We start from the raw sequence: 24,491 nt of genomic DNA, 5'->3' as shown, positions 1-24,491 counted from the left end.
CACGCTGTTGAGTTCTCAAGGAACGGACGCTTCCTTTGTACTCACCCTCTCGGGCTTTCCTCCGGGCGCTTCCCTTCTGTGTTTCCAACCTTACCAGATCCGTTTTCCGTTCCGTTTCCGGTCGAGAATTCATTTCCGGTGGCCGTTGGAGGGCCTTTGCCTATTCGATTGCCTTCCGGCTCTCTTTCGGCGAGTCCGACTTTATCAGAAGTTTTTGACCGGCCTTACCGGCCACTCAGTCCTGAATAATCGGGAGGTGCTTCTCGGGAATCGCATTCACAAGAAGCTGGCAGATACTAACTGCCACCGTCTGGACTTGTCCAGCTCTAGGCAACTGTTCGAATCTACCTCCCCATCGGCTCCGTGTCAACGGCTCCTGTGGGGCGAAGAGGAGACTAGCAGGTCAACGGGGATGAACGCACATCAGGCGGCCGTCGGAAGAGTCGCGCTGCGCTCGGACTCGTCGACGTCACCGGTGTCGCCGGCCCGTACCGCGCGACCGCCCAGGACATAGACGTACGTGAGGAAGGCCAGTTCAGCGGCGATTCCTATGCCGACGCGGGCCCAGGTGGGGAGACCGGACGGGGTGACGAAGCCTTCGATGGCGCCCGAGACGAAGAGGATCAGAGCCAGGCCGATCGCCATGCCGAGAGCGGCGCGGCCCTCTTCGGCGAGTGCCGTACGGCGCGAGCGGGGGCCCGGGTCTATCAGGGTCCATCCCAGTCGCAGACCGGTGCCCGCGGCTACGAAGACGGCGGTCAGTTCCAGGAGGCCGTGCGGAAGGATCAGGCCCAGGAAGGTGTCGAGGCGGCCCGCCGACGACATCAGGCCTATGCCCACGCCGAGGTTGAGCATGTTCTGGAAGAGGATCCAGAGAACCGGTAGCCCCAGGAAGATGCCCAGGACCAGGCACATCGCGGCGGCCTGGGCGTTGTTCGTCCAGACCTGGGCCGCGAAGGACGCGGCCGGGTGGCTCGAGTAGTAGGTCTCGTACTCGCCGCCGGGGCGTGTGAGCTGGCGCAGCTGGCTGGGGGCCGCGATCGAGGACTGGACCTCGGGGTGCGTGCCTATCCACCACCCCAGGACGACGCCGACCAGGGTCGACAGGAGCGCCGTGGGGACCCACCAGTGGCGTGAGCGGTATACCGCCGCCGGGAAACCCTGCGTGAGGAAGCGGGTGACATCGCGCCAGGAGGCGCGGCGGTTGCCTGTCACGGCACCACGCGCGCGTGCCACCAGTTGGCTCAGACGACCGGTGAGCTGCGGATCCGGCGCGCTGGACTGGATCAGGGAGAGGTGCGTGGCCGTACGTTGATACAAGGCGACGAGTTCGTCGGCCTCGGCTCCGGAGAGCCGGCGTTGGCGGCGCAGCAGGGCGTCGAGACGGTCCCACTCGGCGCGGTGGGCGGACACGAAGACGTCGAGGTCCATCGGTTCTGCTGCTCCTCGTCCTCTCGTACTGTGTGTCAGCTTGTCGTACTGCGGCGCGATGCGCCCTCAGCTTGGCAGACTGACCGTTCTCAGGGCAGGTCAGGGGAAGGACGGCGAGTGTGAGTGAGCTAGTGACGGGCGAGGCGGTGGCGCTGGAGCTGCGCCCCGCGAAACTGCCGAGCCGGGCGCTGGCCGTGCTGCTCGATCTGGCCGTGTCGATGACCGCCTATTTGATCGTCACCATCGGCCTGCTGGCCGCGACGGCGGCCTTGGACGATGCGGCGCGGATCGCTGTGTCGATCGCGAGTTTCGTTCTGCTGCTGGTGGGCGGCCCGATCGCGGTGGAGACGCTGAGTCACGGCCGCTCGCTGGGGAAGCTGGCCTTCGGGCTGCGGGTGGTGCGGGACGACGGAGGGCCGATCCGGTTCCGGCACGCGTTGGTGCGTGGTGCGATCGGTGTGGTCGAGATTCTGATGACGTTCGGGATCATCGCGTGCATCGCCTCGCTCGTGTCGGCTCGGGGGAGGCGGCTCGGTGACGTGTTCGCGGGGACCCTCGTCGTGCGGGAACGGATTCCCGTCGGACATACGGCCTTCGTTCCTCCGCCGCCGCCCTGGCTGGCGGGGCGGTTCTCCGGACTTGATCTGTCGGCCGTGCCGGACGGTCTGTGGCTGGCCATTCGTCAGTACCTGACGCGGATGCGGCAGCTGGACCCTCAGGTCGGCGGGGCGATGGCGGAACGGCTCGCGTCCGATCTGGCCGCCCGTACGGGGGCTCCGGCGCCGCAGGGGGTGCCGGCGGCCGCCTATCTGGCGGCCGTGGTGCAGGAACGGCAGGCGCGGGACGCTCGGCGGGCCTTCGGCGGCGGGAGCGCTCCGGCAGTGCCCGGGGGCCCGGGCGGGTTCGTCGCCGGGATGCCCGGCGCGGGCGGCGGCCCCGTCCTGGGGCAGCCAGGCGCGCACTCCTCTCCGCAGGCCTATCCGCAGGCGGGTGCCTCCTCGCCCGCTTCGGCGCGGGACCTCTATCCCTCGGCGTCCCCGGCCTCGGAGGGCCCGGCAGCGTCGGCGCAGCAGGCTCCGCCGCCCGCGGCATCTCGGGACGAGCCGGTCGAACGCCCGTCGACCGGGTTCGCGCCGCCCGCCTGAACCCGCCCCGAACGGTGTCCCGGCGTCGTCAGGCGAAGACCGACGGCGGGGATTCGAGGTGCTCGAGTTCCACGCCGGGCGCCGCCAGGACCACGTCTCCCGCGAGGTGTACGGAGTGCTGCTCCCCCGTGTCCAGGGCTGTGACCTGGTATTCGTCCACGGTCAGGGGGCCGTTGTCAGTGGCGTGTGTTTCTCTCGAGATCAAGGCCCAGGACTGGTCGACGGTGCGCGGGGCGAGGACCGGGTCGGTGAAGGCGACGAGGCGTACGCGGGTCGCGGAGGCATCGGGGGTGAGGCGCAGGAGGCGGGCGGTGGCGACGAGGAAGGCGGGGGATGTGCCGGTGAAGGCGTGGGCGCGGACATTGCCTTCGGTGGCCTCGGTGCCGGTGGGGTCGGTGCGGACCCAGGTCACGCCGTCGAGGGCGGCTCCACGGACCTGCCAGCTCGCGGCGTGCAGTTCGAGACGGATGGGGCGGCCGAGCTCGTCGAGGGCGAGGTCGACCGAGCCGGCATGGTCGCCGGAGGGGGTGGTCAGTTGCGAGACGTAGCGCCAGCCGGAGGGGCCGGGCGCGCAGTGGAAGTGTTCTTCGGCGAGGGGGGTGTGATCGTGCGGATCATGGAGCGAATATCGACCGCGGGGCATGGCGTTCAGGTCCTCATCGGGGACAGGCCCCCGCCACGGGGGGCGGGGGCCTGCTGACATCCGTACGCCGAGCCGTGGTACCGCTGCTCGGCGGGGTGCTCAGTAGCGGTAGTGGTCCGACTTGTACGGGCCCTCGACCTCTACGCCGATGTACGCGGCCTGCTCCGGGCGGAGCGTGGTGAGCTTGACGCCGAGGGCGTCGAGGTGGAGGCGGGCGACCTTCTCGTCGAGGTGCTTGGGCAGCACGTAGACGTCGGTCGGGTACTCGTCGGGCTTGGTGAACAGCTCGATCTGGGCCAGGGTCTGGTCCGCGAACGAGTTGGACATCACGAACGAGGGGTGGCCGGTGGCGTTGCCCAGGTTCAGCAGGCGGCCCTCGGACAGGACGATGATCACCTTGCCGTCGGGGAACTTCCAGGTGTGAACCTGCGGCTTGACCTCGTCCTTGACGATGCCCGGGATCTTCGCGAGGCCGGCCATGTCGATCTCGTTGTCGAAGTGACCGATGTTGCCGACGATCGCCTGGTGCTTCATCTTGGCCATGTCCGAGGCCATGATGATGTCCTTGTTGCCGGTCGTGGTGACGAAGATGTCGCCCTTGTCGACGACGTCGTCGAGGGTCGTGACCTGGTAGCCGTCCATCGCCGCCTGCAGGGCGCAGATCGGGTCGATCTCGGTGATGATCACCCGGGCGCCCTGGCCGCGCAGGGACTCCGCGCAGCCCTTGCCCACGTCGCCGTAGCCGAGGACGACTGCGGTCTTGCCACCGATGAGGACGTCGGTGGCGCGGTTGATGCCGTCGATCAGGGAGTGGCGGCAGCCGTACTTGTTGTCGAACTTCGACTTGGTGACGGCGTCGTTCACGTTGATCGCCGGGAACAGGAGGGTGCCGTCGCGGTGCATCTCGTAGAGACGGTGGACACCGGTCGTGGTCTCCTCGGTCACGCCGCGGATCTCCGAGGCGAGCTGGGTCCACTTCTGCGAGCCGTCGGTGATGGTGCGGTGCAGGAGTTCGAGGACGAAGCGGTGCTCCTCGGACTCGGCGGTGTCGACGGACGGGACCTTGCCGTCCTTCTCGTACTCGACGCCCTTGTGGACGAGGAGGGTGGCGTCACCGCCGTCGTCCAGGATCATGTTCGGGCCGCCGCTGGGGGTGTTCGGCCAGGTCAGAGCCTGCTCCGTGCACCACCAGTACTCCTCCAGGGTCTCGCCCTTCCAGGCGAAGACCGGGACGCCCTGCGGGTTGTCGGGCGTGCCGTTCGGGCCGACCGCGATGGCGGCGGCGGCGTGGTCCTGGGTGGAGAAGATGTTGCAGGAGGCCCAGCGGACCTCGGCGCCGAGGGCGACGAGGGTCTCGATGAGGACGGCGGTCTGCACCGTCATGTGCAGGGAGCCGGTGACGCGGGCGCCCGCGAGGGGCTGCGTGGCGGCGTACTCCTTGCGGATCGACATCAGGCCGGGCATCTCGTGCTCAGCGAGGGTGATCTCCTTGCGGCCGAACTCGGCCAGGGAGAGGTCGGCGACCTTGAAGTCCTGTCGGTTGTCGACAGTCGTCATTGCGAGCTGCTCCTCGGGGTCTGGATTGGGGCGAGGTGGATACGGCTGTCTGCGCGGCGCGGGGCATACGCATGCCCGAGCAGGGCACGGACGTGCCCCGCAGCAGGGCACAGGTGTGCCTAGTGCGCGCAGCGCAGTCCGTCGGAGGCCCTCTCTCCCTCGGCCGGTCCGCGGTGGGACCGCCCGACCGCCATCAGCAGCGACGTCTGGCTCAGCCACCAAGCTACACCGGTCGCCCCGGGCCGCCCCAGTCCGGCTCCGGCCAACGGTCGTTCCGGACAAGGTGTGCGGCTCGTCTTCGGGCGGGTGAGTCCAGGGGGTCAGTGCGGGGTGGGTCAGTGCCGGTGGGTTCAGTGCTCGGAAGGTGTCTGGGCGGGGCCCCCGGGGGTCGCTTCGGGGTTCGGGCCCTTCGCGGCCTCCGCCTCGCTGTAGATGTCCGGTTCCAGGTAGATCACGCGGGCGATCGGGACGGCGGCGCGGATGCGGGACTCGGCGGCGTTGATCGCGGTGGCGACCTCGGCGGCCGTGTCGTCGTGCTGGACGGCGATCTTCGCGGCGACCAGCAGCTCCTCCGGGCCGAGGTGGAGCGTGCGCATGTGGATGATGCCGGTGACCGTGTGGCCGTCGACGATGGAGGCCTCGATCTTCTTGACCTCTTCGACGCCCGCGGCCTCGCCCAGCAGGAGGGACTTGGTCTCGGCGGCGAGAACCAGCGCGATCAGGATGAGCAGGATGCCGATGCAGAGCGTGCCGATGCCGTCCCAGACGCCGTCGTCCGTGAGCAGGGCGAGGCCGACGCCGCCGAGGGCGAGGACCAGACCGATGAGTGCGCCGAAGTCCTCCAGGAGGACGACCGGCAGCTCGGGGGCCTTGGCGCGGCGGATGAACTGCGACCAGGAGTGCGTGCCCCGCAGTTCGTTGGACTCCTTGATGGCCGTACGGAAGGAGAAGCCCTCGGCGATGATCGCGAACACCAGGACGCCCACCGGCCAGTACCAGTGCTCGATCTGGTGCGGGTGCTTGATCTTCTCGTAGCCCTCGTAGACGGCGAACATGCCGCCGACCGAGAACAGGACGATCGAGACGAGGAAGGCGTAGATGTAGCGCTCGCGGCCGTAGCCGAAGGGGTGCTGGGGGGTCGCCTCGCGCTGGGCCTTCTTGCCACCGATCAGGAGCAGGGCCTGATTGCCGGAGTCGGCGAGCGAGTGGACGCCCTCGGCGAGCATCGAGGACGAGCCGCTGAAGGCGAACGCCACGAACTTCGATGCCGCGATCGCGAGGTTGGCGCCGAGTGCCGCCACGATCGCCCTGGTGCCGCCTGAAGCGCTCATGTGCTCCTGCTGTCCCTTCGTACGCCGTCCGGGCCCCGTTCGTACGCTCGTACGCCGGTCCGGGCTTTGCCCGCCCTTTGCGGTGGGCCATTGTTGCAGCCCGGTCCGACGGCGGTACGTCTGGCCGCCACAGTCGCCTCGTCAGGCCACCACTGTCGCACGGAAGATCGTGCCGGACCCGGACACCTCTGCCTTTTTGCCCGCCGGTACGAAGACCGACTCGCCGGGGGCGAGCGTGATGCCGTCGGCGTGTACGGAACCCGACGTGCAGAGCAGGATCTGCGGGGTGTCACGCGTGAGGTCGTGCGGGGCGGCGCCCTCCGCGAGGGCGTACCGGGAGAGGCGGAACTCGTCGATGGGGGTCGCGTAGACCTCCTCGCCGTCGGGGGACGCCTCCGGGCGCAGGACGCCGGGGTCGCTCGCCTCGAAGCGGACGACGCGCAGGAGTTCGGGGACGTCGACGTGCTTGGGGGTCAGGCCGCAGCGCAGGACGTTGTCGCTGTTGGCCATGATTTCGACGCCGAGGCCGTTCAGATAGGCGTGCGGGACGCCGGCGCCGAGGAACAACGCCTCGCCGGGCTGGAGCTGGACGTAGTTGAGGAGCATCGCGGCGATCACGCCGGGGTCGCCCGGGTAGTGGTGGGCGATGTCGGCGTAGGGGGCGTAGGCGCCGCCGAGACGGGCGCAGGCGGCCGCGGCCTCGGTGACCGTGTGGGCCATGTCGTCGGGGTCCGCGCTCAGCACCGCCGTCAGGACCTCGCGCAGCGCCGCGTCCTCCGGGTGGGCGTGCAGGAGGTCGACGTACGGCTTGAGGGAGTCGACGTCCAGGCCGGCGAGCAGTTCGGCGGTCTCGTCGGGGCTGCGGAAGCCGCACAGGCCGTCGAACTCGGTGAGGGCGCAGATCAGTTCGGGCTTGTGGTTGGCGTCCTTGTAGTTGCGGTGCGAGGCGGTTATCGGGATGCCGCGGCGCTCCTCGTCCTCGTACCCCTCCTTCGCCTGTTCGAGGTTGGGGTGCACCTGGAGGGAGAGGGGCGCGCCCGCGGCGAGGATCTTGAGCAGGAACGGAAGGCGGGGGCCGAACTTGGCGACGGCCGCGCGGCCGAGTTCCTTCTCGGGGTCCTCGCCGATGACCTCGTCGAGGGGACCGCGCGCCGTGCGGGAGGGCGCGCCCGGGTGGGCGCCCATCCACATCTCCGCCTGCGGTTCACCGGTCGGCTCGACGCCGAGCAGCCGCGGGATGGCGGTGGTCGAGCCCCAGGCGTAGGGGCGGACGGTGTTGTCGAGGCGGTCCATGTGTGTCGTTCTCTCCGTACGTGCGCTGCGCTGGTCAAGAGTCCCGGGTCGGCCGAGGCCGACCCGGGATGCCTGGCTACAAGATCAGGCCCCTGAAGCGAGCGCCAGGTAAACGGCGGCGAAATCCGTGACGGCGATCAGTTCCGCGAGGGTCTCCAGTTCGGGGCCCTCCTCCGGTTCGAGCTCGCTGAGAGCGGTGTCGTGGCTGAGGGCGAGCTCGCGAGCGGCCGGGGCGGCGGTGAGGCCACCGGACGGGCGGTCGCGCAGGAGCACCACGCGCACGTGCAGGGCCTGGGCCTCCGCCACGCGGTCGCGGAAGAAGTCGTCGGGGTCGGCGCCGGCGGCGAGTGCGCCCGAGAGCAGCACGCTGTGGGCGGCGAGCGCCTCGGGGAGTTCCGCGGTGAGGGCGGGGCGGCCGGCCAGTTCCGCGAGCGCGGCGGTGAAGCGGCGGCCCGCGGGGCCCGCGGAGGTGCCTTCCGTCCAGATCACCGGGAGTGCTTCTGCGAGCTCGGCGGCGAGCGTCTTGGCCGGGTTGCTGTAGGGCGCGATGGCCGGGCCGCAGCGTTCGGCGACACGGTCGAGGCGGTCGGCGACCTTCTCCAGCGCCTCGGGCGGGGCGGAGACCAGGCCGGTGCGGTCCAGCAGCGCGAGCAACGGGGTGAGCAGGGCCCACAGGACGCCGGGGGCGGAGGCAGCGAGGGGTTCGGTCGGCTCGTACGGGGCGGTCGCCATCGGTACGAACAGGCCGTGCGTGCCCTGCACCTCCTCCACGATCGGGGTGCCGGCGGGGGCCACCGCTACGACGGAGCAGCCGCGCCGGTACGCCTGCTCGACCAGGAGTTCGAGGCCTGGTTCGCTGCCGTCGGGAGTGGCGATCAGCAGGAGGTCCACCGGGCCCGCCCAGCCGGGCAGTTCCCAGCGGAGGGCGCCGGACGCGGGGGCGACGCCGGTGGGGGTGAGCCGGGTGATGGGGCAGCTGGCTCCGGCGAGGGTGCCGAGCAGTTCGGCGACGCCGGTGGCGGCCAGGCCGGGGCCGGCGATCAGGACGGCGCGTGGGCGGCCGTCCGGCTTCAGTTCCGCGATTCCGGCTTCCGCGGCGTGCCGCACTGCGGTACGCACACGGGCGCCCGCCTCCGCGGCGCCCCGGAGCAGCTCGCGACGGTCGGCGCGGGCGAGCGCCTCTGGGTCGTCGAGCAGCGATTCGTCGAGCATGGGTCGGCAGCCTCCCGATCGCCGGTGTGTTGCCTCTGTCGCCTTTTTCGCCTGTGTGGTGGGTGTCGCCGGTGGGGGTGTTACCCGGGGCGGCGGGCCTCGTCGACGAGGAGTACGGGGATGCCGTCGCGGACGGGGTAGGCGAGGCCGCAGTCCTGGCCCGTGCAGAGCAACTCGCTCTCCTGCTCCTTGAGCGGGGCGTGGCAGGCCGGGCAGGCGAGGATCTCCAGGAGGCCGGCTTCGAGCGGCATGGGGTGTCCTTTCGAACGGGGTGGATGCGGCCTGGTCAGCGTACCGCTGTGGGGGGTGGGGTGCCGGGGTGTGTGGACGTGGTGATTTCGCCCCCGCCGCCCCTACCCGACCCATCCCCAGGGGCTCCGCCCCCTCACCCCCGCCAGGGGCTCCGCCCCCGGACCCCCGCATCGCCCGAAGGGCTCGTCCTCAAACGCCGGACAGGCTGAGTGATACGGGCCGGGGTGGGTGGACCTGGGGGTGGGTGGGATGGACAGAGTGGGCGGGGTACGGCCTTCGGGACGGCTGAGGGGGTGGGCCTGGGGTGGGTGGGGTCTGGTTTTCGGTACCGGCCCCGGCCTCGCAACGCCGTGCGGACCGAGGCTTTTAGGGGCGCGAGGAACTGCGCGACCAGCCCCCACCCACCCCGCAGCCGAACAACCGCCGGACGGAAACAGCACCCCGGGAGGGGGTCAGCCCCTGATGATGTGCAGGATCTCGTCCCGTAGCTTCGCCATCGTCGGCTCGTCCTTCGCCTCGGCGTTCAGGCGGAGGAGGGGCTCCGTGTTGGAGGGGCGGACGTTGAACCACGAGTCGTCCAAGGTGACGGTCAGACCGTCGAGCTCGTCGATGGTGACACCCTCGCGACCCTCGTACGCGGCCTTGATCGCGGCGAGGCGGGCCGCCTGGTCGTCGACCGTGGAGTTGATCTCGCCGGAGCCGACGTAGCGGTCGTACTCGGCGACGAGCTGGGAGAGCGGGCCGTCCTGGCCGCCGAGGGCGGCGAGGACGTGCAGGGCGGCCAGCATGCCCGTGTCCGCGTTCCAGAAGTCGCGGAAGTAGTAGTGCGCGGAGTGCTCGCCGCCGAAGATCGCGCCGGAGCGGGCCATCTCGGCCTTGATGAAGGAGTGGCCGACGCGGGTGCGGACCGGGGTGCCGCCGTGCTCGCGGACGACCTCGGGCACCGACCAGGAGGTGATGAGGTTGTGGATGACCGTGCCGCCGCCGTGCTTGCCGAGTTCGCGGGCGGCGACCAGGGCGGTGATCGCGGACGGGGAGACCGGGTCGCCGTTCTCGTCGACGACGAAGCAGCGGTCCGCGTCGCCGTCGAAGGCGATGCCGATGTCGGCGCTCTCCTCGCGCACGCGCTGCTGGAGGTCCACGATGTTCGCCGGGTCCAGCGGGTTCGCCTCGTGGTTGGGGAACGTGCCGTCCAGTTCGAAGTACATGGGTACGAGGTCGAGGGGGAGGCCCGCGAAGACGGTCGGCACCGTGTGCCCGCCCATGCCGTTGCCCGCGTCGACCACGACCTTCAGGGGGCGGATGTCGGTCAGGTCGACGAGCGAGCGGAGGTACGCCGAGTAGTCCTCCAACGTGTCACGCTGCGTGATCGTTCCCGACGTCGCGTCGGAAGCCGGGAGGCCCGAGTCGAGCCAGGACTCGACGAGTTCGCGGATCTCGGCCAGGCCGGTGTCCTGGCCGACCGGGGCGGCGCCCGCGCGGCACATCTTGATGCCGTTGTACTGGGCGGGGTTGTGCGAGGCCGTGAACATGGCGCCCGGCAGGTTGAACGCACCGGACGCGTAGTACAGCTGGTCGGTGGAGCACAGGCCGATTTCGGTCACGTCGACACCGCGTGCCGACGCCCCGCGGGCGAAGGCGCGCGACAGGCCGGGCGACGAGGGCCGCATGTCGTGCCCGATCACGATGGCGTCCGCTCCGGTCACCTGGACGAAGGCCGCCCCGAACAGCTCGGCCATCGACTCGTCCCACTGGTCCGGGACCACCCCGCGTACGTCGTACGCCTTCACGAGCTGCGACAGATCAGCAGTCACGGCCAACCTTCCAGAAGTCCACTTCGGTCGCCCCAAACTACCCGTACCGGCTGACAGCCCGCCGTGAAGGGGCCGATCGGACGCTCACCCGTCATCTGAGAGCCCCAACCGTCACCCGGGGGTAACGCACGGGGCGGATCCGGCCGTCAGGGCAGCATCCGGTCGAGGACCGGTGAGCTCTGGCCCAGCACGATCCGACACATGATCAACAGCAGCCCGGCGCTCCACGGGAGCACTTTGCGCAGCAGGTCGCCCTCACGGCCCGCGAGCCCGACCGCCGCGCACGCGGTGGTCCGGTTCCGCGGCGAGATCATCTTGCCGAGCACTCCGCCCGAACTGTTGGCGGCGGCGAGCAGTTCGGGAGACGGCCCCGACTCGTGGGCCGCGCTGACCTGGAGGGCGCCGAAAGGGCGTTCGCCGAGGTGTCGGAGCCGGACACCGCCACGCCGAAGCAGCCCAGACGGGTGACAAGAAGGCGAGGGCCGGCATGGACGTCACGGTCAGGATCGCGAACCTCAACTCGCGTACCGTCGCCGCCCATTCCTCGACCGCCACGCGCGCGTGCACCCCGAGTACGACGGCCGTGCACAGTCCGGCGAGCAGGACGAGGGTGCCGCCGGTCGACACGAGCGGGAGCGTGAGGACACTGCCCCCGACCGGCTTGCCCTCGGGGGTGACGACGTCCTGCGTACGCCGGTCAGGACCGCGGCTCGTACGGGCTCGGCGGCGGGCCTGCGCGCGTGCGGTACGGCGACCAGGGCGGCGGCGCCCGCCAAGGGCGCGCCGATGTCGGCGAGTTGCGCGGAGACGTAGTTCGAGGCGGCGAACTGGGCGGCGGCGAAGGCGACTCCGCACACCAGGGCGGGCACCCAGGTCTTGCGCAACCCGCGCCGGCCGTCGGCCAGTCCGACGAGTGCAAGGGGCACGACGAGGGCCGGCAGCGGGGCCTGACGGCCCACTACGAAGGCGACGGAATCCAGTGGCAGGCCGGTGACTTGGGCGAGTGTGACGACCGGTGTGCCCATCGCGCCGAAGGCGACCGGCGCGGTGTTGGCGACGAGCGCCACCACGGCCGCGCGCACGGGGTCGAAGCCGAGCGCGACCAGCATCACCGAGCAGATCGCGCCGGGCGCGCCGAAGCCCGCGAGGGCTTCCAGGAGCGCGCCGAAGCAGAAGGCGACGACGAGTGCCTGGATGCGCGGATCGTCGGACAGCCGCCCGAACGAGCGGCGCAGGACGTCGAAGTGCCGGGCGCGGACGGTCATCCGGTACACCCACAGGACGTTGACGACGATCCACAGGATGGGGAAGAGGCTGAAAACGGCCCCGTGGGCGGCGCTGGAGAGTGTCTGGCCGACCGGCATGCGGTAGGCGAGCCAGGCGACCAGCGAGGCGGCCAGGAGGCCGATGAGCCCGGCCCGGTGCGCCTTCATGCGGACACCGGCGAGCAGGACGAGGACGATCACGAGGGGCAGGGGCGCGACTAGGGCCTGTCCGGCGGATCAGGTCGGAGGGAAGCGACGGTGCCTTACCGGCACTGGTGAGTGGGGCTTGGTGCGTGCGGCTGCAAGGCGGAGGAGGGCGTCGACGCGATGGGGGTCCCCCCTGCTCGAAGCAGCTTGGGGCAGGGCGTGCCAAGCCCCGCGTCTGCGGCATGATCCGCCGGACAGGCCCTGGGGTGGAGAGGCCGAGCGAGTAGTCGGCCACGGGTTCCAGTTCCTGGACGGAGACGGGCGCCTCCCGGGATTCCACCGCGCGGGGGTTTCCGCGATGCGGAAAGCGTTTTCTCACGGGTGAGGAAATCGCCGCGTCCGCGACAAGCCCTCGTCAACGGGCGTGCACGACTCGGTGGAGCCGAGAGAGGAAGCTCGGGGGCGACCCTGGATACGGAGGGGGCGGACGCTCAGTTGTCCGGCGAGCGCAGCACCCGTAGGTGGCCGCGGCGCGCGACCTCCATCGGGTCCGCCGAGCGGGCGCCGCCACCGGCCTCGGCGGCGCGCTGCTGCGGCCTGGCCGCCTCGCGCACCGCGTTCGCGAGCGCTTCCAGATCGTCACCGCTGGGGCGGGAGGGAGCGGAGGCGTCGGCGAGCCGGACGACCTCCCAGCCGCGCGGCGCGGTGAGGCGCTCGGAGTGCTCGGCGCACAGGTCGTAGCAGTGGGGCTCGGCGTAGGTGGCGAGCGGGCCGAGGACCGCGGTCGAGTCGGCGTAGACGTACGTCAGCGTCGCGACGGCGGGACGGCCGCAAGCGGTTCGCGAACAGCGACGTACAGGGCTCACGACGTTGGACGGTACCGCACTCTTGAGCGGGCCGCGACGACTCTCCCCCAGGTCACCCCACCGTGTCGTGCTGTGAGTCCGCCCACACAAGCCTTCGGACCACCCGTCCTGACCTGGGGCGACATCCCGCGACGAGATGCCGAACAGACCTGAATCCGGTCACCACTTGGTGCAAACCACGTCAATTGCCATGTGAGCGACGGTCCCGGAGGGATACGGAATCGAGCCCAAGCTTGGCTGGAATGGTCATCCTGCGACATCCGGAACATGCGCCGGGCTTCCTGCCCCGGGCCGCGGGCAGCCGCGTGGGGGCCGGGCACGCGCACCTCGTGGGGACTACTCTTCGTCAGTGATGGACACCCCCGTACCGCCCACCGCCGCCGCACCCGGGCCCCGCCGTCGTGATCGCCACGGAAGGGGCATGCGCGGCCCCGTCGCGCCGCCCCAGGTGCCGCTCGCCGCGAGCCGCGCCGAGGTCTTCGCGGACCTGGTGCAGGACTCCGTGGAGCGGCTGGAGCGGCGCTGGCCCCAACTCGCCGACATCGACTTCATGGTCCTCGAAGTGCCCCGCCTCGACGGCTCCGGCGAGGGCTGGAGCGACGAGGCGGTGCCCCTGGGGGGCACGATCCCGGCGCACGAGGGCCATCCCGCGCGCGTGGTCGTCTACCGTCGCCCGGTCGAGATCCGCACCAAGGGCCGCGACGAGCGCGCGGCGCTGGTGCACGAGGTCGTCGTGGAGCAGGTCGCGGAGCTGCTGGGACTGACACCGGAGACGGTGGACCCGCGCTACGGCGAGGACTGAGGCCCGCCCGAGCAGTACCGGGAGCACGGCCACGGCGCCACCGGGTCCCCCTCGAGGACCCGGCGGATCACCCCTACGGGATCACTTCTTCAGCAGCACCGACAGATCCTGGTCCGCCTCCGGCACCGCCACCGTCCCGCGGTCGTCCGGGAGGGTCTGGATCGTGAACCCGGGGACGCCCTCCTGGGTGGAGGCGAGGGTCCTGGAGGCGTAGACGGGGCCTCCGGAGACGGGCTCGACCGTCAGGGCGTACGTCCCCTTGAGACCGGCCGGGACCGGTGCGTCGACGTCCTGGGTCGTACCGCCCTTGATCGTGTACGTCTTCGTCACCGCCGTACCGCCCTCGCTGCCGGCGGACGCGGTGACCTTGACCTGGGCGCTCTGGCCGGGGGCGGACAGGGCGAGCGTGGTCCCCTTGGAGCTGTTGTCGGCGACCGTCGCGCGCGCGCCGACCGGGCTGGTGGCCGGGATGAACGCCATCTCCTGCTTGCTGCCCTTGCCGCGCACCACCTGCAGGGCCGCGACGACCGGCGCCGAGGTTCCGGTGGAGGTGAGCACCAGGGAGCCCGCCTCGCCGCGCGTGACGTCACCGAGGTCGGCCGCCGCGGTCATGCCGGCCTTCACGTGCAGCGTCTCGTTCCCGGCCGGCGTGATCAGGCCCGAGGGCGAGGCGAGGCGGACCTTCAGGTCGGCGTCCTGGTCGCCGGGCGCGAAGGCGACCAGCCGCACGGCCGTGGCGTCCTTGGGGATGCCCGGCATGACGAGGCTGCCCGCCGGGTCTCTGGAGGCGGCCAGCCAGTCCCCGCCGATCTTGTCGTCCAGGGCCTGGACAGCGGCGCCGACGCGGCCGCTGCGGACGGTCACGTGGACGGTGAGGTCGGTCTGCTGCCCGCTCGCGAGCGTGCTCAGCAGGATCGGCTCGCTGGCGTGCGGCTGGACCGTGATGCCCTCGCCCACCGTGGACTTGAGGGTGCCGTCCTTGCCGTACAGCTCGACGTCGACGACGGCCGCCGAGTCGTCGGGGTTGGTCAAGTGCACATAGTCGGTGCGGCCGGTGGCGGTGCTGACGCCCGGGAACCAGAACTCGGTGTCCGGAGCGGTGCAGTTGGTGCCGAGCAGACCGCGGCCGGTGCCCGCGGCGACCGCGGTGGTCTCCTGGACGGTCCAGCCGGGCGCGAACTTGCCCTCGGCGGTGCCGACGAGGGCGGGCGGCTCGGCTCCGGAGCCGTCACCGGTGGCCGGCTTGCCGGGCTCGGCCGGCTTCAGGGCGGGCTTCACGGTCTTCTTGCCCGTCTTCTTGCCGCTCGCGGAGTCCGCCGACTCCACGACCGCGGCCTGCAGTTCGGCCTTGCCGCCGTCGGCGGCGCCCTGGGTGACGGGCGTGTACGACGTGTACGCCGTCTCCGCGATCTCGGAGGTGCTGGGCTGCGGGCAGAGCAGGCTGGTGCGCTCCACGGGCTGCTGGGTGGCCGCCTTGGCGGTGTTGTCGCCGGAGGCGGCCGGCGCGTTGAGCGAGGCGAATCCGGTGACGGCGGCGAGCGCGGTCGCGCCGGCGATCAGGGACAGGGTGGTGCGGTTCACTGCTGGCTCCCGTCGGGGCGCTCACTGTCGGTGCCGTGCGGCGGCTGCGGGGGCGTGTTCGGGTCGTAGGCGGCGTCGTAGCCCTGGCCGGTCCCGTCGTAGCCCTGGTACGTCTGCATCGGGTCGTACGGTGCCGTGCCCCCGTAGGCGTACGGGTCGTACTGGCCTGTCTGGTAGGGGTCCGCCTGGTACGGCTGCTGCTCGTAGGTGCCCGCCGGGTACTGCTGCTGGCCCTGGTACTGCTCGCCGCCGTAGGTGCCGTACTCGGCGCCCGCGTAGGTCGATGCGTCCCACTCGTCGTACGCCTGCTGCTGCGGGACCGATGCGGGCGTCCGCTCGGCCTCCTCCTCCGGAGGAGGAAGCGCGCCCTCTTCCTGGACGGCCTGGTCGGACTGCTCCGCCTCGGCCTCGGCCTGGGCGCGCAGGCGGCGGGCGCGGCGGCCCTCGCCCGTGACGTCCTGGGCGGGGACGACCGGCTCGTCGGGGAGGTCGTCGTCGACGTCACGGCGCCGCCCGGGCAGGGCGAGGACCACCAGGACGACGGCGAGCGCGCCCTGGGCCCACAGCCAGCCGGTGTGGCTCATCGGGGCGTCGAAGGTGACGTCCAGCCTGCCGCCGCTCGCGGGCAGTTCGAAGCCCTGCGCCCAGCCGTCGACGGTGGTGCGGGTGAGCGGCTTTCCGTCCAGGGTCGCCGTCCAGCCCGCGTCGGCCGTGTCGGCGAGGCGCAGCACGCGGCCCTCTCCCCCGGAGGGGATGGTGGTGTGCAGTTCGACCGGCCCGGCGGCGATGGACAGGGCCTCGCCGGACTTGGGGACGATCGAGGCACGCGAGACCTGGCTGTCCAGGCGCCACAGGGCGCTGCCGTCCTGCTGGCTGAGCCGGGTCAGGCCCGGGGTGGCGTCCAGGACGCGGCTCATCTCGCGGGGCGCGCCCTTGCGGACCAGGACGTAGCGCACGGCGAAGCCGCCGAGCTGGTTGGCCTGGTCGGCGCCGGAGCCCGCGACGAGGTTGGCGACGACCTTGTCGAGCTTCTTGTTCTCGCCGCCCTCGGCCGCGAGTTCGCCGTCGCCCATGCGGGCGCCGGAGCCGCGCACGAGGGTGTAGCCGACGCGGGCGCCTGAGTCGCTGTCGAGGACGAGGGTGCGGGCCTGGTCGCGGGTGCCGCTCTCCTCGGCGACGAACGCGGGCACCTGCACCGGGTCGCGGCGCTCCACGGGGCCGGCGGCGCCGCCGAGGACCCATCCGGCGGCCACCAGCAGCGGGCCGGCGGCCGAGGCGAACGCGATGAGCGCGGCGACCGGCTGGCGCCAGCCGAAGCTCTGCTCGGCCACCCGCGCGCGTGCCCCGTCGGCGCCGAGCGTGGCGGCGGCGAGCAGTGCGAGGCCGTAGACGAGGGTGGCGGGTCCCGCCCAGGCCGACTTGTTGGACAGCACGGCGAAGACGAGCGCCACCAGGGCGACGACCCAGGCGGCCCACACCGCGCGCTGCCGCTCGCTGCGCATCAGGGCGGCCAGTGCCGCCAGCACGATGCCGATGAGCATCAGTCCGCTGACCGTGCCGGGACCGCCGGGGCTGGCGCCGAGCAGGTCGAGCGCGGAGGCCGCGCTCGCGCCGTAGGGCATCCCGGCTTCCTTGAAGAAGCCGAACGGGAGCAGCGTCAGCGACCAGGGGGCGAGGACCAGCAGCGGGGTGCCGAGCTGGGCCAGGAAACGCGGCCCGTAGGCGGTGATTTCCCTTCGGCGCACTACGAGGAGGGCGATTCCGAGGACCAGCGCGATGGGCCACACGATCGGCGTGAACGCCGTGGTGAACGTCAGCAGGAGGGCGTACGCCCAGGTGGCGCGCCAGCTGCCGCGCGCGCCGGAGGAGTGGGCCAGCCCGCTGGCGGCGATGCCCGCGCGCGCGATGAGCGGCAGCAGGATCGCGATGACGGCGGTGCCGATGCGGCCGCCGGCGAGGGCGCCGGCGGCGGCGGGCAGGAAGGCGTACGCCACGGACGCCCAGGCGCGCAGCAGGCGCGACTCGACGAGGGGGCGCGAGGCGAAGTACGCGGCGAAGCCGGCCAGCGGGACGGAGGCCACCAGGAGCACGGTGACCGCGAGCCCGGTGGAGCCGAGGAGCAGGGAGGACAGCAGGGCGACGAGCGCGAGGTACGGCGGCGCGGTCTCCGTGCCGCCGGCGCCCACCGGGTGCCAGCCGTCGACGTAGCGCGACCACAGCTCGGAGGCGTCGGCGGGCGCGGGCAGCAGCGCGCCGCCCGCGAGCGACCCGCTGCCGAGCAGGCCGCGGCAGGCCAGGAGGGAGACGAACAGCAGCACCAGGAAGAGCATCGGGCCCGGGTTGCGGGCGATGCGCTTGAGCCGGGCGAACTGCTCGATCTGCAGGAAGTCGGCATCGTCGCCGCCGGGTCCGGACTCGACGGCGCCGCCGTGCCGTCCGGCGCCGGTGGTGGCGTCGGGGTCGTCGCTGCCCATGAAGTTGCCCGCGACCTGCTCGACCGTGGCCCGCACGGTGGCGCCCGGCGGCGGGAACAGGGCGCGCAGCTCGCCCTTGTCGACCTGGGGGCGACCGCGTCTGCGGCGGCCCGCGAGGATCCGCTCGGGGCGCAGCAGGGTTCCCAGCAGGCCGCGGATCTCGTCGACGGCCTGTCCGGGGACCTTGCCCACGAGGTAGGCGACGGTGCGCAGCAGGGTGCCGAGGACGAGCCGGATCAGGATCCAGGGCAGCTGTGCCGTACGGGCGTTGACGAGGAGGGTGTAGACGGCACCCGCCTTGTCGACCTTGTGCGGGGAGGCGGCGGTGCGGCCCACGCAGTCGACGGTGCGGCGCTCGCGGGAGGCGGCCTCGGCGTGCCGGACGACCGCTTCGGGGGCGACGAGGACGCGGTGTCCGGCGGCCTGGGCGCGCCAGCACAGGTCGACGTCGTCACGCATCAGGGGCAGTCGGCGGTCGAAGCCGCCGAGTTCCTCGTAGACGTCGCGGCGGATCAGCATGCCGGCGGTGGACACGGCGAGCACGGGGTGGACGTGGTCGTGCTGGCCCTGGTCCTGCTCGCGGCGGTCCAGGCCCGTCCAGCGACGGCCGGAGTTGGCGATGGTGACGCCGATCTCCAGGAGCGCTCGCCGGTCGTACCAGCCGCGCAGCTTGGGGCCGACCACGGCGATTTCCCTGCCGAACTCCTGCTCGCTCTCGACGACCCGGAGCATCTGGGCCAGGGCGTCTGGCTCGGGGGCGCTGTCGTCGTGCAGCAGCCAGAGCCACTGCTCGGGCTCGCCGTGCGGGAGCTCCGGCATGTCGTAGGCGTCGTCGCGCCAGGTCCGGGTGACCGGGTCCCAGCCGCTGGGGCGCTTCAGATAGGGCAGGTCGTCCGGGGTGAGCACGCCGGCACCGCGGATGGCCTCCTCGACGGCCTGGCCGAAGCCGGTGCGCCGGGCGAGGTGCAGCACCCGGTCGGCGCCGAGTGCGTCGGTCAGCAGCTGGGCGGAGTCGTCCGCGCTGCCGGTGTCGGCCGCCACGGCGTTCTGCACCGGGCGCTCCTGGCCGAGCAGCCCGGCGAGCGCTTCGGGCAGCCAGCGGGCGCCGTCGTGGGAGACGAGGACCGCGGTCACCACGTGGCGCGGAAACTCAGGTGTGGCGGCGTCGTGTGGGACTGCCGAATGGCTGTGCACGGACATCGAGGTACGGGCCCCGGTTCGATGGACTGCGGTGGACGCCTGTGTCCGGCGGGGACAGCGGGACGTCTCGGACGAGGGCCCACACTAACGGCTGGGCAACACAGCGGCCCGCCGCCTGTGGATAACCCACCTGCGACGGGCCGTTCTTACCTGCCGGTATCGGTACGAGGGGTGCGCGCCGTGCGGTCAGACGGCGGCCTTCTTCAGCCTTCGGCGCTCGCGCTCGGACAGACCGCCCCAGATGCCGAACCGCTCGTCGTTGGCGAGCGCGTATTCCAGGCACTCGGAGCGGACCTCACAGGCGAGACAGACCTTCTTGGCCTCGCGGGTGGAGCCGCCCTTCTCGGGGAAGAAGGACTCGGGGTCGGTCTGGGCGCACAGCGCGCGCTCCTGCCAGCCGAGTTCCTCGTCCGCGTCGTCGACCAGCAGTTGCTGCACCAGCTCGGTCATGTGCGCCCCTCGTCTGTCTTTCGCGTCCCCGTGATGCTGCCGTTACCGATTTCGGCTGAACGACACGAGTGAAATTACAAGTGTGCCGATCCGGGCCAGTCAAGCCGAGATCTGCTATTGGGTCCCTTATTCACTCTGCGGAACCAAGGCTATGCGGAAAGTGTTCAAATCGACATAAGCCCTGACAGCCTCAAAGGGCCCGCCCGGACCCCCGACCCGCTACTGGGAAGGACGCCCAGAAGTTCGATCTCGTTCCGACGCGGACTCCGAAGCGAACCGGATCACATTTGGATCACGGGATCGCATCGAGGTTTGTGCGCCCGGTTGTGCGCCATGTGTCCGGGGTGGCTCCAGAGCAAACCTTTCGTCACACAGATGAACCGGATGAGGTGAAATATTTCCCATATAGCGGACATGAAGTTGACAGTCGAGGTGTGAACCGATGTCCTTATGGGCATGCTCGCGAACTTGGCGCTCACCTCGACCCGCACCGCCGGGTCCCACGGTGCTGCCCGCGCTCGCTGTAGCTGTTGTTGCTGTCCCAGCTGTTGAGCCGTACCGCGCTCCGGCTGCCTCGCCGCCACTGAGGCGAATCCCCGCCCCGCTTCCGGGGCGATCGCCCGTACCAGGGCACCCTCCCCGTCCGTGACCCGGACGGAAACGGCCCCGCGACACCCCAGCTCCCCGCCGAGGAACCACCGCACCCATGAACAGCGACAGCGACCTCCAGATCGCCGGCGACATCCTCGAAGTACCGCACCTGCTCCAGCCGCCGCGCGAGCACCCCGCCACCGTGTCCGAGTTCGTCGGCCTGGCCCGCTCCATCGCCGCCGACCGCTCCCAGTGGGAGCACCTCGTCCAGTACGACGCGACCTCCCGCTGGTACCACCGGCTGCGCACCGGACCCGGCTACGAGGTGTGGCTGCTGTCCTGGGTGCCCGGACAGGGCAGCGGACTCCACGACCACGGGCGCTCCTCCGGCGTACTCACCGTCCTGGAGGGCGCGTTGACCGAGCGCACGGAGCGCGACACCCGCGCGTTGGGGGCAGGATCCCAGCGGGTGTTCGCGCCGGGGTACATCCACGAGGTCGTGAACGACTCCCTGGAACCGGCCGTGAGCCTGCACGTTTACTACCCGGGTCTTACCGAGATGCCGATGCATTCGGCCCAGTGCGCGCCGGCCGTCGTCACGGCCTGAGGGCGCCCGCGGTCTCGTAACCGCCTCACGCGTTGTCGTACCCGCCTGCCAGACTGAACCCCATGCGCATTGTGGTTCTGGCAGGCGGTATCGGTGGTGCCCGGTTCCTGCGTGGTCTCCAGCGGGCCGTGCCGGACGCGGACATCACGGTCATCGGCAACACCGGCGACGACATCCATCTCTTCGGCCTGAAGGTCTGCCCGGACCTCGACACGGTGATGTACACGCTCGGCGGCGGCATCAACGAGGAACAGGGCTGGGGCCGGACCGACGAGACCTTCCACCTCAAGGAGGAGCTCGCGGCCTACGGGGTCGGGCCCGAGTGGTTCGGGCTCGGCGACCGCGACTTCGCGACGCACATCGTGCGGACGCAGATGCTGAGCGCGGGCTATCCGCTCAGCGCGGTCACGGAAGCCCTGTGCGACCGCTGGAAGCCGGGCGTCCGGCTGATTCCCATGTCCGACGACCGCGTGGAGACCCATGTCGCCGTCGAGATCGACGGGCAGCGCAAGGTGATCCACTTCCAGGAGTACTGGGTGCGGCTGCGGGCATCCGTGCCGGCCGAGGCGGTGGTGCCGGTCGGCGCCGAGCAGGCCAAGCCCGCACCGGGTGTCCTGGAAGCCATCGCGGAGGCGGACGTCATCCTCTTCCCGCCGTCCAACCCGGTCGTGTCCATCGGCACGATCCTCGCCGTGCCCGGCATCCGGGAGGCCATCGCCGACGCGGGCGTGCCCGTCGTGGGCCTCTCCCCCATCGTCGGCGACGCGCCCGTGCGGGGCATGGCCGACAAGGTGCTGGCGGCGGTCGGCGTCGAGTCCACGGCCACGGCGGTCGCCGAGCACTACGGCTCGGGGCTCCTCGACGGCTGGCTCGTCGACACGGTGGACGCGTCCGCCGTGGAACGGGTCGAGGCGGCCGGGATCCGGTGCCGGGCCGTGCCGCTGATGATGTCCGACCTGGACACCGCGGCACAGATGGCGCGCGAGGCGCTGACACTGGCGGAGGAGGTGCGGGAGTCATGAGCGGACGGCTCTCTCCGGCTTCTCCGGAACAAGTTCCGGAAGATGTTCCCGAACACGCTCCCGGACAAGGGCGCGCGGGCGACCAGGAGGTGGACGCCTCCGTCGCCTCTCCCGGTTACCGGGTCTGGGCGCTGCCCGGGCTCCCCGAGGTTCGACAGGGCGACGATCTCGGCAAGTTGATCGCCGTCGCCGAGCCCGGGCTGGTCGACGGGGACGTTCTCCTCGTCACCTCGAAGATCGTGTCCAAGGCCGAGGGGCGCCTGGTCGAGGCCGCCGACCGGGAGGCCGCCATCGACGCCGAGACCGTACGGGTCGTGGCGCGCCGCGGGGCCCTGCGGATCGTCGAGAACCGGCAGGGCCTCGTGATGGCCGCCGCCGGGGTCGACGCCTCCAACACCCCGGCCGGCACCGTCCTGTTGCTGCCCGAGGACGCCGACGCGTCCGCGCGGGCCATCCGGGACGAGCTGCGCGACACCCTCGGGGTCGACGTCGGCGTCGTGATCACCGACACGTTCGGGCGGCCCTGGCGCACCGGGCTCACCGATGTCGCCATCGGCGCCGCGGGCGTACGGGTGCTGGACGATCTGCGCGGCGGCACCGACGCGCACGGCAATCCGCTGAGCGCCACCGTCGTCGCCACCGCCGACGAGCTCGCCGCCGCCGGTGACCTGGTCAAGGGCAAGGCCTCCGGGCTGCCCGTCGCCGTCGTGCGCGGGCTGCCCCATGTGGTGGCCGAGGACGACGGGGAGGGGACGCGGGCGATGGTGCGGGGCGCGCGCGACGACATGTTCCGGCTCGGCACGTCGGAGGCCGTACGGGAGGCCGTGACCCAGCGGCGTACCGTACGGGCCTTCACCGACGAGCCGGTGGATCCGGGTGCCGTGCGGCGGGCCGTGGCCGCGGCCGTCACGGCTCCCGCGCCGCATCACACCACTCCCTGGCGGTTCGTGCTCCTGGAGTCCGAGGAGTCGCGTACGCGGCTGCTCGACGCCATGCGGGACGCGTGGATCGCGGATCTGCGGCGGGACGGGAAGAGCGAGGAGTCGATCGCCAAGCGGGTGCGGCGCGGTGATGTGCTGCGCAACGCTCCCTACCTCGTAGTGCCGTGTCTCGTCATGGACGGGTCGCACACGTACGGCGATCCGCGGCGGGACGGGGCCGAGCGGGAGATGTTCGTGGTCGCCGTCGGCGCGGGGGTGCAGAACTTCCTCGTCGCGCTCGCCGGGGAGCGGCTCGGGTCCGCGTGGGTGTCGTCGACGATGTTCTGCCGGGATGTCGTACGGGACGTGCTGGAGCTGCCGGAGGGGTGGGATCCGATGGGGGCCGTGGCGGTCGGACATGCGGCGGAGGAGCCGCGGGCTCGGCCCTCGCGGGATGCCGGGGCGTTTGTCGAGGTGCGGTGAGAGTGGTTGCCAGGGGGTGGTGACAGCCCTTGTCGAGGAGCGCGGAGAGTCTTCGGCCAGGTGCGGTGCGCCAGGTGTGGTGTGCGTTGCACGTCGAGAGTGGTGTGCGTCGAGAGTCGGGTGTTCGGAGAGGGTGAGCGCCTACTCTCGTAGGGCACCCCGAGCTTCCTAGGACCCTTTTCGTGGCTGGACGTTTCGCTCCTCGGCCGACGCGTACGACTGTGCGCGGCGGGCATGTCGCCGTGCCCGCGGATGCCTCCGGTGGGGTGCCTCGACAGGCGGTCGCACCTGAGCGTACGCGCACCTGGACGCCGCCCTGGCCGGTCGATCTCGGGCTCGTGCTCGGGCCGCTGCGCCGTGGACCCGGCGATCCGACCTTCCGTGCGACGCCGGACGGGGCCGTGTGGCGGACCAGCCGGACGCCCGCCGGGGCCGGGACGCTGCGGGTCTCGACGCGGAGTGGAGTGGTGCGGGGCGAGGCGTGGGGGCCGGGGAGCGAATGGCTGCTCGAACAGCTCCCCGAGATGCTCGGCGCGGCCGACGATCCCGATGCCTTCGAGCCTCGTCATCGGCTGGTCGCCGTCGCGCGGCATCGGCGGCCGGGGTTGCGGCTGACGCGTACCGGGCTGGTGCTGGAGTCGCTCATTCCGTCCGTTCTGGAGCAGAAGGTCACGACGGACGAGGCGTATCGGGCGTGGCGGTTGCTCGTACGGAAGTTCGGGGAGCCTGCGCCGGGGCCCGCGCCGGAGCGGATGTCCGTCATGCCGGAGCCGCGGACGTGGGCGCTGATTCCCTCCTGGGAGTGGCATCGGGCCGGGGTCGACAACAAGCGGGCGTCGACGATTCTGCGGGCCGTTCGGGTGGCGGGGCGGCTTGAGGAGGCGGTGGGGATGGAGCCGGGGGCTGCGCAGGCTCGGTTGGAGTTGGTGTCCGGGATTGGGCCGTGGACCTCGGCGGAGACCGTGCAGCGGAGTCATGGTGCGGCGGATTCGGTGACCGTGGGGGATCTTCATCTGCCGGGGATCGTGGGGTATGCGCTGGCGGGGGATCGGGATGCGGACGACTCCGTGATGCTTTCGCTGTTGGAGCCGTATGCCGGGCAGCGGCATCGGGCGGCTCGGTTGATTCTGTTGTCGGGGCGGGTGCCTGCGCGGCGGGTTCCGCGGATGCCGCGGGGGGATATCGGGCGGCTGTAGTCGTCCCGGGTACGGGCCGGGAGTCTCTCGCCCCCGCCGCCCCTACCCGTCCCATCCCCAGGGGCTCCGCCCCTTCGACCCCGCCAGGGGCTCCGCCCCCGGACCCCCGATCGCCCGAAGGGCTCGTCCTCAAACGCCGGACGGGCTGAGTGATGCGGGCCGGGGTGGGCGGGTGGACCTGGGGGTGGGTGGGGCATCGGCCCCCGACC

General features: G+C 71.5%; 18 protein-coding genes and 1 pseudogene. 6 read left to right on the top strand and 13 right to left on the bottom strand.

The genetic code is table 11. The features are described from left to right. Positions 1-423 precede the first annotated feature (423 nt). A complete protein-coding gene (locus tag KVT44_RS43355; RefSeq protein WP_217573446.1) occupies positions 424-1,431 on the bottom strand; it encodes a stage II sporulation protein M in 1,008 nt (335 codons plus the stop codon). Between the two features lie 119 nt (positions 1,432-1,550). Here KVT44_RS43355 and KVT44_RS43350 point away from each other — a divergent pair, with 119 nt between their 5' ends. After that, positions 1,551-2,576 (top strand): RDD family protein, encoded by a 1,026-nt coding sequence (locus KVT44_RS43350; protein ID WP_217573444.1) that lies wholly within the window; start codon positions 1,551-1,553, stop codon positions 2,574-2,576. A 28-nt stretch (positions 2,577-2,604) separates the two neighbouring features. On the opposite strand, the gene KVT44_RS43345 is transcribed toward KVT44_RS43350, so the two are convergent. From KVT44_RS43345 to KVT44_RS43305, 9 genes and pseudogenes are all read right to left on the bottom strand, one after another. Continuing rightward, positions 2,605-3,219: a hypothetical protein gene (locus KVT44_RS43345; RefSeq protein WP_190171976.1), complete on the bottom strand. Its 615-nt coding sequence runs from the start codon at positions 3,217-3,219 to the stop codon at positions 2,605-2,607. A gap of 99 nt (positions 3,220-3,318) precedes the next feature. Then, the gene (gene ahcY, locus KVT44_RS43340; RefSeq protein WP_217573442.1) at positions 3,319-4,776 is read right to left on the bottom strand and encodes an adenosylhomocysteinase; all 1,458 of its coding nucleotides are present in this window, start codon (positions 4,774-4,776) and stop codon (positions 3,319-3,321) included. Positions 4,777-5,126: 350 nt separating this feature from the next. Beyond that, positions 5,127-6,107 (bottom strand): cation diffusion facilitator family transporter, encoded by a 981-nt coding sequence (locus tag KVT44_RS43335; RefSeq protein ID WP_099922336.1) that lies wholly within the window; start codon positions 6,105-6,107, stop codon positions 5,127-5,129. Positions 6,108-6,248: 141 nt separating this feature from the next. Continuing rightward, complete coding sequence (gene manA / locus KVT44_RS43330; protein ID WP_190171973.1) at positions 6,249-7,400, bottom strand: mannose-6-phosphate isomerase, class I; 1,152 nt, start codon at positions 7,398-7,400, stop codon at positions 6,249-6,251. Positions 7,401-7,484: 84 nt separating this feature from the next. Continuing rightward, positions 7,485-8,612, bottom strand: coding sequence for an SIS domain-containing protein (locus KVT44_RS43325; protein ID WP_190171972.1), 1,128 nt, complete (start codon positions 8,610-8,612; stop codon positions 7,485-7,487). 80 nt (positions 8,613-8,692) lie between these two features. Then, the gene (locus tag KVT44_RS43320; RefSeq protein ID WP_075027380.1) at positions 8,693-8,863 is read right to left on the bottom strand and encodes a Trm112 family protein; all 171 of its coding nucleotides are present in this window, start codon (positions 8,861-8,863) and stop codon (positions 8,693-8,695) included. A 453-nt stretch (positions 8,864-9,316) separates the two neighbouring features. Further along, on the bottom strand, positions 9,317-10,678 hold the full coding sequence (locus KVT44_RS43315) for a phosphomannomutase/phosphoglucomutase (RefSeq protein ID WP_190171970.1): 1,362 nt from the start codon (positions 10,676-10,678) through the stop codon (positions 9,317-9,319). Between the two features lie 146 nt (positions 10,679-10,824). Then, positions 10,825-12,168: pseudogene (locus tag KVT44_RS43310) on the bottom strand (L-lactate permease); the annotation flags it as partial. A gap of 413 nt (positions 12,169-12,581) precedes the next feature. Then, entirely contained in the window at positions 12,582-12,956 is a 375-nt protein-coding gene (locus KVT44_RS43305) for a DUF3499 domain-containing protein (RefSeq protein ID WP_054229213.1), read from the bottom strand. 352 nt (positions 12,957-13,308) lie between these two features. On the opposite strand from KVT44_RS43305, the gene KVT44_RS43300 reads away from it, so the two are divergent. Beyond that, positions 13,309-13,758 carry a metallopeptidase family protein gene (locus KVT44_RS43300; protein ID WP_079090353.1) on the top strand — a complete coding sequence of 150 codons (450 nt, stop codon included), beginning with the start codon at positions 13,309-13,311 and terminating at the stop codon, positions 13,756-13,758. A gap of 81 nt (positions 13,759-13,839) precedes the next feature. On the opposite strand, the gene KVT44_RS43295 is transcribed toward KVT44_RS43300, so the two are convergent. The 3 genes from KVT44_RS43295 to KVT44_RS43285 form a co-directional block, all read right to left on the bottom strand. Beyond that, positions 13,840-15,339 carry a DUF5719 family protein gene (locus KVT44_RS43295; protein WP_217573440.1) on the bottom strand — a complete coding sequence of 500 codons (1,500 nt, stop codon included), beginning with the start codon at positions 15,337-15,339 and terminating at the stop codon, positions 13,840-13,842. Beyond that, positions 15,336-19,013 (bottom strand): glycosyltransferase family 2 protein, encoded by a 3,678-nt coding sequence (locus KVT44_RS43290; RefSeq protein WP_217573438.1) that lies wholly within the window; start codon positions 19,011-19,013, stop codon positions 15,336-15,338. The genes KVT44_RS43295 and KVT44_RS43290 overlap by 4 nt, the downstream gene beginning before the upstream one ends. 186 nt (positions 19,014-19,199) lie before the next feature. Beyond that, positions 19,200-19,463, bottom strand: a complete 264-nt coding sequence (locus KVT44_RS43285) for a WhiB family transcriptional regulator (protein ID WP_003975777.1) — start codon at positions 19,461-19,463, stop codon at positions 19,200-19,202. Positions 19,464-20,169: 706 nt separating this feature from the next. Between KVT44_RS43285 and KVT44_RS43280 the strand changes: the two genes are divergently transcribed. The 4 genes from KVT44_RS43280 (at position 20,170) to KVT44_RS43265 (ending at position 24,282) form a co-directional block, all read left to right on the top strand. After that, a complete protein-coding gene (locus KVT44_RS43280) occupies positions 20,170-20,661 on the top strand; it encodes a cysteine dioxygenase family protein (RefSeq protein WP_054229209.1) in 492 nt (163 codons plus the stop codon). Positions 20,662-20,723: 62 nt separating this feature from the next. Beyond that, positions 20,724-21,683: a 2-phospho-L-lactate transferase gene (gene cofD / locus KVT44_RS43275; protein WP_099922328.1), complete on the top strand. Its 960-nt coding sequence runs from the start codon at positions 20,724-20,726 to the stop codon at positions 21,681-21,683. Next, positions 21,680-23,086 carry a coenzyme F420-0:L-glutamate ligase gene (locus KVT44_RS43270; protein ID WP_254650684.1) on the top strand — a complete coding sequence of 469 codons (1,407 nt, stop codon included), beginning with the start codon at positions 21,680-21,682 and terminating at the stop codon, positions 23,084-23,086. Before cofD ends, KVT44_RS43270 begins: the two co-directional genes overlap by 4 nt. A gap of 182 nt (positions 23,087-23,268) precedes the next feature. Next, a complete protein-coding gene (locus KVT44_RS43265; protein WP_217573436.1) occupies positions 23,269-24,282 on the top strand; it encodes a DNA-3-methyladenine glycosylase in 1,014 nt (337 codons plus the stop codon). Positions 24,283-24,491 lie beyond the last annotated feature (209 nt).

Source organism: Streptomyces sp. GbtcB7 (genome assembly GCF_019091445.1).
Classification (GTDB): Bacteria; Actinomycetota; Actinomycetes; order Streptomycetales; family Streptomycetaceae; genus Streptomyces; species Streptomyces mirabilis.
Note: the sequence above shows the minus strand (reverse complement) of the source record. Positions and strands in the feature narration are given on the sequence as shown.

Excerpts from the sequence above, each read along its gene's own strand:
- KVT44_RS43270 (WP_254650684.1), top strand. The coding sequence starts at position 21,680 with ATGAGCGGACGGCTCTCTCCGGCTTCTCCGGAACAAGTTCCGGAAGAT.
- ahcY (WP_217573442.1), bottom strand. The coding sequence starts at position 4,776 with ATGACGACTGTCGACAACCGACAGGACTTCAAGGTCGCCGACCTCTCC.
- cofD (WP_099922328.1), top strand. The coding sequence starts at position 20,724 with ATGCGCATTGTGGTTCTGGCAGGCGGTATCGGTGGTGCCCGGTTCCTG.
- KVT44_RS43290 (WP_217573438.1), bottom strand. The coding sequence starts at position 19,013 with ATGTCCGTGCACAGCCATTCGGCAGTCCCACACGACGCCGCCACACCT.
- KVT44_RS43320 (WP_075027380.1), bottom strand. The coding sequence starts at position 8,863 with ATGCCGCTCGAAGCCGGCCTCCTGGAGATCCTCGCCTGCCCGGCCTGC.
- KVT44_RS43345 (WP_190171976.1), bottom strand. The coding sequence starts at position 3,219 with ATGCCCCGCGGTCGATATTCGCTCCATGATCCGCACGATCACACCCCC.
- KVT44_RS43325 (WP_190171972.1), bottom strand. The coding sequence starts at position 8,612 with ATGCTCGACGAATCGCTGCTCGACGACCCAGAGGCGCTCGCCCGCGCC.
- KVT44_RS43355 (WP_217573446.1), bottom strand. The coding sequence starts at position 1,431 with ATGGACCTCGACGTCTTCGTGTCCGCCCACCGCGCCGAGTGGGACCGT.
- KVT44_RS43285 (WP_003975777.1), bottom strand. The coding sequence starts at position 19,463 with ATGACCGAGCTGGTGCAGCAACTGCTGGTCGACGACGCGGACGAGGAA.
- manA (WP_190171973.1), bottom strand. The coding sequence starts at position 7,400 with ATGGACCGCCTCGACAACACCGTCCGCCCCTACGCCTGGGGCTCGACC.
- KVT44_RS43280 (WP_054229209.1), top strand. The coding sequence starts at position 20,170 with ATGAACAGCGACAGCGACCTCCAGATCGCCGGCGACATCCTCGAAGTA.
- KVT44_RS43335 (WP_099922336.1), bottom strand. The coding sequence starts at position 6,107 with ATGAGCGCTTCAGGCGGCACCAGGGCGATCGTGGCGGCACTCGGCGCC.
- KVT44_RS43300 (WP_079090353.1), top strand. The coding sequence starts at position 13,309 with ATGGACACCCCCGTACCGCCCACCGCCGCCGCACCCGGGCCCCGCCGT.